This window comes from Thermodesulfobacteriota bacterium, assembly GCA_036397855.1.
In the GTDB taxonomy this organism is placed as follows: Bacteria; Desulfobacterota_D; UBA1144; order Nemesobacterales; family CSP1-2; genus DASWID01.
In genome coordinates this window covers 1-4,419 of record DASWID010000090.1, presented here as the reverse complement: position 1 = coordinate 4,419, position 4,419 = coordinate 1, and the positions used below count along the sequence as shown (strand labels likewise).

Annotated in this window: 7 protein-coding genes; 4 read left to right on the top strand and 3 right to left on the bottom strand. The window is 42.5% G+C overall.

Features of this window, described 5'->3' with window-relative positions; translation table 11 throughout:
• The first annotated feature begins 203 nt into the window (after window positions 1-203).
• From VGA95_06910 to VGA95_06895, 4 genes are all read left to right on the top strand, one after another.
• Window positions 204-461, top strand: a complete 258-nt coding sequence (locus VGA95_06910; protein ID HEX9666275.1) for a ribbon-helix-helix protein, CopG family — start codon at window positions 204-206, stop codon at window positions 459-461.
• A 14-nt stretch (window positions 462-475) separates the two neighbouring features.
• Window positions 476-910, top strand: coding sequence for a type II toxin-antitoxin system VapC family toxin (locus tag VGA95_06905; GenBank protein ID HEX9666274.1), 435 nt, complete (start codon window positions 476-478; stop codon window positions 908-910).
• Between the two features lie 608 nt (window positions 911-1,518).
• Window positions 1,519-1,821 carry a nucleotidyltransferase domain-containing protein gene (locus VGA95_06900; protein HEX9666273.1) on the top strand — a complete coding sequence of 101 codons (303 nt, stop codon included), beginning with the start codon at window positions 1,519-1,521 and terminating at the stop codon, window positions 1,819-1,821.
• Entirely contained in the window at window positions 1,811-2,215 is a 405-nt protein-coding gene (locus VGA95_06895) for a HEPN domain-containing protein (GenBank protein HEX9666272.1), read from the top strand. The genes VGA95_06900 and VGA95_06895 overlap by 11 nt, the downstream gene beginning before the upstream one ends.
• Before the next feature lie 450 nt (window positions 2,216-2,665).
• On the opposite strand, the gene VGA95_06890 is transcribed toward VGA95_06895, so the two are convergent.
• The 3 genes from VGA95_06890 to VGA95_06880 all read right to left on the bottom strand — a co-directional run bounded on the left by VGA95_06890 (window position 2,666) and on the right by VGA95_06880 (window position 4,358).
• Complete coding sequence (locus VGA95_06890; GenBank protein ID HEX9666271.1) at window positions 2,666-2,902, bottom strand: helix-turn-helix transcriptional regulator; 237 nt, start codon at window positions 2,900-2,902, stop codon at window positions 2,666-2,668.
• A gap of 425 nt (window positions 2,903-3,327) precedes the next feature.
• Window positions 3,328-4,050 carry a hypothetical protein gene (locus tag VGA95_06885; GenBank protein ID HEX9666270.1) on the bottom strand — a complete coding sequence of 241 codons (723 nt, stop codon included), beginning with the start codon at window positions 4,048-4,050 and terminating at the stop codon, window positions 3,328-3,330.
• 128 nt (window positions 4,051-4,178) lie between these two features.
• Window positions 4,179-4,358 carry a hypothetical protein gene (locus VGA95_06880; GenBank protein HEX9666269.1) on the bottom strand — a complete coding sequence of 60 codons (180 nt, stop codon included), beginning with the start codon at window positions 4,356-4,358 and terminating at the stop codon, window positions 4,179-4,181.
• Window positions 4,359-4,419: the final 61 nt, after the last annotated feature.

Sequence of the window (4,419 nt, the reverse complement as noted above, 5' to 3'; positions counted from 1 at the left end):
TATGTCCCTATTTATTAGGAAATTGGAGAAGATAGCAGGTAGAATATTACACTACAGACCCATGGGAAGGCCTAAGAGAAATAGGTAAGCCCAAAAAAGAGGTGCGTTCCCCTTTTTATCTATATCTACGTAAGGCCCCTTGACATGTACTGATCAAGAATATTAGTATCTATATCTAGATACTGAAAAAAGGAGATTTACGTATGGCAACGCTTACTAGAAAGGCAATGATACTTTTTGATCCGGAGCAATATCGAAAGCTAGAGGAAGAGGCAAGGCGGCGTAAGTCTTCTGTAGGAACACTGGTGAGAGAGGCTGTTGAGAAGGCCATACTAGCTAAAAGCAAGGTTTCTCCTGACGAGAGGATAAAAGCGGCTGAACGCATAGTTTCCGCTCAAGAAGAGATTCCAGAGTGGGAAGAGATAGAAAAGCTAATAGCGCGGGGGCATACGAAATGGTAAGGGAGGATATCTTTTTGATTGATACCAACATCGTCATGTATGCCCGAGGAAAGGCACATCCCTATAAAAAACCATGTGTCAGAGTAATTCGTCAAATAGCGGATGGTTCTTTTCAAGAGAGGTTTGGAACTCCAGTGACAGATAGCGAAGTTTTTCAAGAGATATTGTATCGCTATGCCCTCATCGGGCGGGGGGAGATTGCAATTTCTGTGTGCAATGATTTCTTCCTCCTACGTCTAGAAATGTTAGCTGTTGGTCCTTCCGAAGTTTGGAAGATGATGGAACTTGCTCGAAACTATAGCAAAGCTCGCATAGCTCCAAGAGACATAGTCCACGCGGCTGTCATGGTAAATAATGGAATCAGACGGATAGTTACTACTGACAAACACTTTGATCTTATCAAAGAAGTTACACGCGTAGATCCCCTCCGCGGGTTCGTGAGACGCTAATGAAATTATGCAAGCCAGACCCACATTTTTCTCGCGGGGACACCCATTATGTCCCCGAATTATCTAACATCTAGGGCGACGACAAAGATTATAGTCATTGCGCTGGCCGGGCAACCCTCTTCCAATACCGAAGCATTGCTAACGAGAAGGGCAATAGAGCAGATCGAATAGAATAAATAGTATATGTCCCTATTTGTTTTAGTTATTTAAATTATTAGAACAATTGGCAATTGAAGACTTGACCCCTTTTGTATTCTAGATAATAAATAAAACCCTATATTCCATTAAGAACGTACGTACTGATTCCCACATCAGTCCTTTTATCCAAGCTTGTTGGCGCGCGACAGGCCCTACATACTGAAATACCCAGGCGGGTCGCGCGTGAAACGGGCAGAAGGTATTTTAGTGACCTAAAGTTGCTTACCTTACTAACCCGGTACAAGGTTATGGCGACCCCAGGATCTTTTAGTTTTAATAATTTTCATTTCCTGGATAACTCATTTATCATGTTTGTAGTCATGATATGTGGAATAACAAATTATTAGATTTTAAAAATGGATAGCAGGAATTTCAAAAAACAGTATTAGAAAGCTTCACCAGTTTTTAATATGGAAAAGATTGAAAGAGTAAAAAGATGTCTTTTGAGGTACCAGCCGCAAAAAATCATCATTTTTGGTTCATGCGCTCGTGAAGACGCGGATGAGTATAGCGATATTGATGTGGTTGTAATTAAGCAGACGGACAAACGTTTCATTGAAAGACTGATTGAGGCTGCTAAATTCTTGGACAATGATCTTGGAAAAGTTGATGTATTTGTTTATACAGATGAAGAGTTTGAAGAAATGAAACGCAGTGGTAATCCTTTCATTGAGAAAGTCTTAAAAGAGGGGAGGGTCATTTATCAAGCTTGAAAAAGAAGAGGCTCTAAGATGGCTTTCACAGGCTGAGCATAATCTTAAAGTTGCTAGACATAATCTGGACGGAGGATTTTATTCGGATGTATGTTTTATGTCTGAACAGAGCGCACAGGTAGCGCTAAAGGCGTTTTTAATCGCAAAAAAACGCCGCCGCATCGTGGAACACTCTGTTCAGGAGCTTGCAGCGATGTGCAGTCAGCGTGATAGGGACTTTGAAGAGTTTATTGAATACGGCAAGATTCTTGACCGCTACTACATACCCACCCGTTATCCAGATGCGCTTGCAAGTCCTGCGGTGCCATACAAAACCTATAATGAAGAAGATGCCCTTAATGCGATATCATTAGCTGAAAAGATTATTGAGGCTGTTAGAAGTAAGTTGAAATAAATTACCACATCTAAAAAACAATGGGTTAGCGCTCGACCCTACCCAAACAATGGACCCCGTGAGTGCGATGCCAAGCCCTCTATTGTCATTGCGAGAAGTCCTGAGCCCAGTCGAAGGGGTCGAAGCAATCTCCTTAACCTTTAGCAGAGCGTAAAGTCTGCGGACGTCTGTCCCACCTCGTTCTGTAGGGACTGATCCCCGATCAGTCCTAAGCCCGCTCGGGGGACAGACCCTACATTGGTTTGTCGAGGAGGGTGCATTGCGACGTAGCGGAGGACTTTAGTCCTCCACCATCTTTTTTAATTGTTACACCAAAATATCCAGGGTCGTGGGTAAAGTAAAAATAGGATGTTTTAGAGGATCGACGTTGGATGATAGAATTGCTAAATCGGTATAAGGGTCAGCACCGACCCCGTGAATTCCTATAGCTATCGACAAAAGGAAAAACAGTTAGCTCTTCCCCTTTTTTGCCCCAGATTTATGGATATCCAATTTTTTCATTATGCCGTTTCTATGTTTTTTAACTGTCCTGACAGTGATTGAAAGTTCCCTTGCAATGCTGCTATCGCTGTATCCGCACACGATGTGTCTCAAGATCGTCTTCTCCATAAGGGTAAGGGGTATATAGTTTAGTTCATCTTCTAGCTCAGAAATCGTTTTATCATCACAGTGTAAGAGGTTAAGCATATCCAAGAGTCCTCCGTAAGAGCTTGTAGCAAGTATTCCTACTTAAAAGAAAAAAATTATGGGCAGGTATTGTCTCCATCCTCCTCCGGAATGATTTTCATCTAACCCATTTTAATTTTTAGAAATCAGTTACCCCTTATACTAAAAAATCCTCGGAATGTCAAGCACTTTTTTAAGGTCGTAGTGCAACTACCGAGAATCACTAATACTTTTAACTCCCCATATCTGAAAAAAACCTTTCGGGCTCAGCCCTCAAACTCAAAGTAAAACATCAAAGGTTCCCGGTGAAATTAAAATAGAGTATCCAGAGAATCCAGGTGGACAGGGCAACCAAAACAATATGAGGTTCGGGGCTCACCCCGTAGGATAATTGGGGCAGACAATGTAGCCTGCCCCAAATCCTTACGAGGTTATGAATCATGTGCTTATGCACTCTCGTCGTCGTCATCGTAGTCCGAACACTGTGGATCATTAGGGAAGTCAACGAATCCATCCCCTGGATCACAATCACCATCTACTGTACAGGCACCCGCGCCATCGGTTCCGCCACCGTTTACACACATGCCCGCAACACATGCCGCTGGTTCATTATCAACATGGTCACTGCATTCTGTTATAGCACACCCACTCGTGTCATTAAAAGAGATACAGAATCCCGATTTATTATCATTGGGTCCCTGAAGTTGAGTGTTGAAAAGCTCAATAACACCATTATCATCCCCTAATTTCGTTGTGCAATATCCGATAAGAGCATCGTTTATGCACATTTCTAGCGAATCTGTAAAGTCATCGGTATCCATATTATCGACTTCTTTACCGTTTTTGTTAAACCCTGTTACTCCCGGCGTACCAATTATTCCGCAGAAGCTACTTCCACAGTCAGTATCTTCGTCACAATTCGAGTTATCATTGCTACAGAGATCTGAGCAATCATCGCTGGTTACACACACGGTCACACCGTCGTCACAAAGCCCAATAGTACAAGTACCAGCAACAGTACAAGTACCGCCAACAAGAGTTGTCGCATCAACACCCTCAATTTGTGAACATCCAGGAGAGTAAACTCCTGCAGAGACAGTTTTTGCCGTGAGAAACACAACGCCTCCGACAAAAAGCATCAATACTATAGTTGAAACAAATTTACTCATAATTCACCTCCTTTTATTTTTGATTCCTGATGGAATCAATTAAAACCATGGACTCTTACGATAACCGATACCATCCTACCTTAAGCGCTACATCAGGTGTAGTTATCGTAATACGCTTCCCTCTGGATTTATTTGATAGGCATCACCTTCCTCTTCACCTGAGTTACCAAGTATCCCTCAACGACGGCTTCTCGAGCCAATGAATCCCCTCGGATTGAATGGCAGCGTTCAGGACGATTGGGATTTGCAGAAAGAAAAACGGGTACCTTTACCAAAAGGGACTTATGGTACCCCTCAATACACTTCAATGGTTGCCACCTCCATCAAAGCCGATTTTTATTTAACCCATTGCGGGCGTAATTGATATAA